Here is a 4,425-nt window from a genome sequence, read left to right on the forward strand (position 1 = left end):
TCATGTGATTGATAATTTCTTCATCTGTAAACCAAAATAAAATTACAGTCGCATCTAAAATGTTTGAATTTTGTATATCTTCACAAATTAACTCTCCTAAGATATTCTCTTTATTCAGAATTTCTTTTGCTTGTCTTATTTTTTCTGGATTATTATCAATTCCAACAGCTTTTTTTACATTATATTCTTTTAATGCCATTGACACTCCTTTTCCATTCCCACATCCAAGATGATAAAAAATATCATTTTCCCCCAAATTCAAAAAATTGAAAATTTCTCTTAATGACTTATCTGGCAATTGAACATCCTCGCCACTTACAATGTTTTCTGGCAATGACTTTAGATATTCTTCTATTTTCAATATTGAAATTATGGTAATGTGGGATTTATTCTCTTATACTTTCTAGTTTTGATACTGCCTGCCATAGTTGTGTTCTTACATATGATGGCATATTGGGATCTTGTGTTACATCATCTAACAAACTAATTGTGTTGTTTGCTCTTACTGATAATGAGTATTCTTCATTATTCAAATCTGTAATTAAATCTGTAATCGCTTTTTTAATGGTCTTTGGTGTTGAATGATTTGTAGCGATCTGATTTAGTGTTTCTATTGCTTCTTTCATCGTTTCTTTATTTTGTTTATCGTCAGCCATTTTTTACACCATTTATTGAGAATTTGAAGTATATAGTCACATCTCTAAAAATACATTGTCTGCTTCAACAGAAACATTGTATGATGCTAAATCTCTAATTTTTGCTGGAAATTTAAATAATTTACCTGTTTTACAATCAAATTGAGCTCCATGCCATCCACAAATTACATTACATCCATCTAATTTTCCTTCTGAAAGACTAGAACCTGAATGAGTGCAAGCGTCATCCACTGCACAATAAGTACCATCAATATTTGCAACCATGATTTCTTTACCGTCTACAGACACCTTAATCATTTTACCAGGGGTGATATCTGAAGTTTTTCCTGCTATTATTTTACCCATTATGGTTTTTAGTGCATTATTCTTAATATTTTTTCGTATATGGTAACAATAATGATTAGAGAAGCCAATAATTCTGATAAATCACCCATCCTGAATTTCTGTAAAAATACATTTTCTTGGGGTGATTATATCCAATATGTCTGGAATTACTGGTTAGCTGAAGGTAATCTATTTGTTATTGAAAAAAAACAACCTGTAGGGATATGCCATGCAATTTTTTCAAAAAATCAGGTATGGGTTGAAGGAATTAGAATAAACCCTGATAATCATAGACAAGGCTTAGCCTCAAAATTAGTTCATCACGTAGAATCAATTGCTAAAGAAAAACAAATTTCTTTTTCATACATGCTAATTGATATTGAAAATTCTTCTTCTCTGGAAATGGCAAAAAATCTTAATTATAAAATATATGAAACTTGGAATTTTTATTCTATTTTGCCACAGATTACACATGGACATAATATTGAGTTCGGTCAAATTCCGCATACTAAAAAAATTACTCATTATGTTAAGTCATGGCGGTGGTTAGTGTTAGATGAAAAATCTTTGATCCAGTTATACAAACAAAATAAAATTATTGTGGCAAATAATTCTGGGGATACTTCAATTGCCATTTTAACTGATTCAGAACATTTTGCTAATACTCTAATTGTTACTTTGTTCTCTGGTTCAGAAAAAAATACTTTGGAACTAATTTCTTATATTCAAAACTATTGTGCAGAAAAAAAATATCATAAAATACAAATTTTGACTAGAGAAAAAATATCTTTTACAAATTCAATTGAGCACAAAATCACATTTAATTTAATGAGAAAATCTTTAAATTAATTTCCATTTACAAATCGAATGGTATTTTTCAAAATTCCTAATTTTTCAATCTCCATTTCTATTTTATCCCCATTCTTAAGAAATACTGCATTTGGTTTGTTTAGCATCACTCCTGCAGGAGTTCCAGTTGAAATAATGTCTCCTTTTTCTAGAGTCATAACTTTACTTAATTTGGATACTATCTCTGGTATTTTTATGAACATGTTATTTGTTGATGAATTCTGTCTCAAGTCTCCATTGACTTTTGTTGTTAATTTTAAATTCTGTGGATCTTCAATCTCGTCTACTGTTGTTATCCATGGTCCTGACGGAGCAAATGTATCAAAACTTTTACCTCTTGTAAATTGCTTGTCTTTGAATTGAATGTCTCTTGCTGAAACATCGTTTAGAATCATATATCCAAATATTGCTTCTTTTGCTTGTTTCTCATCTATGTTTTTACAATTTTTGCCTATTATCAAGGCTAATTCCACCTCATAATCTAACTGGGTTACAAAATCTGGACAAATGATATCTGTATCTGTGCCATTTAGGGCAGTTCTAGGTTTTAATACAATTGCTGGATCTTCTGGAGGTAAAAGATTTTGTTCTTTTGCATGATCTATGTAATTAAAAGCTAAACAGATTATTTTGTTTGGATTTGGAATGGGACTTAATAATTTAAATTTTGAAATATTTTCTTCATAAGGTAAAGTATCTAACTTACCTTTGATTTCGTCATACCATCCATCAAAAAGAAACTCTTTGATACTTTGAGGAATTGGAACTCCTGTTTGATATGTTATTTCATCTTTTGTAGAAATTTTATCTCCTTTTACAAAACCATATGTTTCGGTGTTCTCATGAACTATTCGTGCTATTTTCATTTTCTTACTCACTTGTGTGTGAAAATTGCCTGATTTTGGGAATCTTTTCTACAATATCCAAATCTGACAAATTGAATTTCTTCACCATCTTTTAATTGTAAATAATGTGGTTCTGTATAAACCTCCAACTCTTCTAAACTATTTTCATTAAATTCATCATCAATGAATAATTGTTTTGGAATTAAGATTTTAATCATATGTGCATCTTTTTGTGAAACCCATTGAATTTTTTGTTGGCTTGGACTCTTGACATTTTCTAAAAACTCCCCTTCAAACTCATCATTTCTTTTTGATATCATCACATCACCCAACCCTAATAATCTGATCTGAGTTCCTTCTTTGATAACATCTGCATCTTCTCCTGAAATGAAAATATTTTCATTTAGGTTTATTTTTCGTTTCCCCATATTTTTAATTGGATGATTTGAAATTTCTACAGATGTAAATGGTAATTTTTTTATTTTTAGTTTTTTTGGTTTACTAACCATAAACAATCTAATGCTATCTGCGTCTACAAATTTTCTATTAAATGATTCAAGTGCATCAAAGGGTGCTAGAGTGTTTGCTTTTGTTAAACCCAATGATAAAATGAATTTTTTTATTGCTTCTGGCTTAATCCCTCGCCTTTTTAGTGATTCTAGTGTGGGTAATCTTGGATCATCATACCATGAAACCTTTCCTTCTTCTATCAATGGTTTGAGTATTCTTTTAGAAATGGGCATTCCTTTGAATTCGAGCCTAGAAAAAAAGTCTTGATACGGTTTTCTCATATTTAGCGCATCTAGTATTGCATCGATTAGCTCTTTTCTTAACTCAAATTCTTTTGAACGAAATGCATGAGTAACCCCATCAATACTATCTTCAATTGCTACTGCTAAATCGTAACTTGGCCAAACTCGATATTTGTTTCCTAATGTATAGTGTTTTTCATCAATTATTCTAAATAATACTGGATCACGCATGACTGCATTATCTGCCTTCATATCTCCACGAAATCTTACAATTGCATCTCCAGGTTTGAATTTATCAAACATTTTTTCCCAACCCTGAACATTTTGTTTAATGTCTCCTCTGCTACATTTGCATGCTTTTAGCTCTTTTCTATTTTTACTGATATCCTCTCTTTTACAAGTACACACGTAAGCTTTTCCAGAATTAATTAATTCAATTCCTTTTTCATAAAATATTTCCATATCGTCTGAAGTATTTTTTATTATGTCAAATTTTATCCCTAACCAATCTAGTCCAACTTTAATTGCTGCATGATATTCCATTCTTTCAGCTTCTGGATTTGTATCATCCATTCTTAGAATAAATTTACCTCCATACATTTTTGCATATTCTGAATTTATGATTGCTGCTTTGGCATGACCTATGTGTGGATATCCGTTAGGTTCAGGTGGAAATCTTGTAATGACATTTCCTTGTTCTGCACCTTTTAATGGGGGCAATCCTTCTCTTTCTTCAATTTTTTCTTTTGGAATTAATATATCCGGAAAGTTTTCTTCTATCTCTTTTTTTTGTTCATCAAATGAAATTTGATTCACTAATGAAACGATTTCTGAAATATCTGAAGCAATTTCCTTTGCTTTGGATCTAAACTCAGGTTTTGTTCCAAGAATTTTTGCTAGTACAATTTTATCTTGAGTTTTTCCTTCATGCTCATATGCATTTTGTAGTGCTATCTTTCTAATTTCTCTTCTAGTCTCTTCATCCAAATTATAGACTCC

6 protein-coding genes are annotated in these 4,425 nt (G+C 30.4%); 1 reads left to right on the forward strand and 5 read right to left on the reverse strand.

Annotation, left to right across the window (positions count from 1 at the left end; genetic code table 11):
• The 3 genes from BG20_RS12255 to BG20_RS11320 all read right to left on the reverse strand — a co-directional run.
• Window positions 1-361, reverse strand: a 361-nt coding sequence (locus BG20_RS12255; protein ID WP_010195558.1) for a class I SAM-dependent methyltransferase, incomplete at its 3' end; no start/stop codon positions are given.
• Between the two features lie 25 nt (window positions 362-386).
• Window positions 387-656 (reverse strand): stationary phase-response protein, encoded by a 270-nt coding sequence (locus BG20_RS11315; protein WP_007402280.1) that lies wholly within the window; start codon window positions 654-656, stop codon window positions 387-389.
• A 36-nt stretch (window positions 657-692) separates the two neighbouring features.
• Window positions 693-1,001, reverse strand: coding sequence for a Rieske (2Fe-2S) protein (locus BG20_RS11320; RefSeq protein ID WP_007402279.1), 309 nt, complete (start codon window positions 999-1,001; stop codon window positions 693-695).
• A 39-nt stretch (window positions 1,002-1,040) separates the two neighbouring features.
• On the opposite strand from BG20_RS11320, the gene BG20_RS11325 reads away from it, so the two are divergent.
• The gene (locus BG20_RS11325; RefSeq protein WP_010195559.1) at window positions 1,041-1,829 is read left to right on the forward strand and encodes a GNAT family N-acetyltransferase; all 789 of its coding nucleotides are present in this window, start codon (window positions 1,041-1,043) and stop codon (window positions 1,827-1,829) included.
• Here the strand turns inward: BG20_RS11325 and BG20_RS11330 are convergent.
• Both BG20_RS11330 and gltX read right to left on the reverse strand, forming a co-directional pair.
• Window positions 1,826-2,695 (reverse strand): fumarylacetoacetate hydrolase family protein, encoded by an 870-nt coding sequence (locus BG20_RS11330; protein WP_007402277.1) that lies wholly within the window; start codon window positions 2,693-2,695, stop codon window positions 1,826-1,828. The genes BG20_RS11325 and BG20_RS11330 overlap by 4 nt on opposite strands.
• An 8-nt stretch (window positions 2,696-2,703) precedes the next feature.
• Window positions 2,704-4,425: glutamate--tRNA ligase (gene gltX / locus BG20_RS11335; protein ID WP_010195560.1), on the reverse strand; the 1,722-nt coding region annotated here is incomplete at its 5' end.

The sequence above is a fragment of the Candidatus Nitrosarchaeum limnium BG20 genome (assembly GCF_000241145.1).
Lineage (GTDB): Archaea > Thermoproteota > Nitrososphaeria > Nitrososphaerales > Nitrosopumilaceae > Nitrosarchaeum > Nitrosarchaeum limnae.

Bases quoted from the DNA above. Each gene is read 5' to 3' on its own strand.
- BG20_RS11315 (WP_007402280.1), bottom strand. From the start codon at position 656: ATGGCTGACGATAAACAAAATAAAGAAACGATGAAAGAAGCAATAGAA.
- BG20_RS11330 (WP_007402277.1), bottom strand. From the start codon at position 2,695: ATGAAAATAGCACGAATAGTTCATGAGAACACCGAAACATATGGTTTT.
- BG20_RS11325 (WP_010195559.1), top strand. From the start codon at position 1,041: ATGGTAACAATAATGATTAGAGAAGCCAATAATTCTGATAAATCACCC.
- BG20_RS11320 (WP_007402279.1), bottom strand. From the start codon at position 1,001: ATGGGTAAAATAATAGCAGGAAAAACTTCAGATATCACCCCTGGTAAA.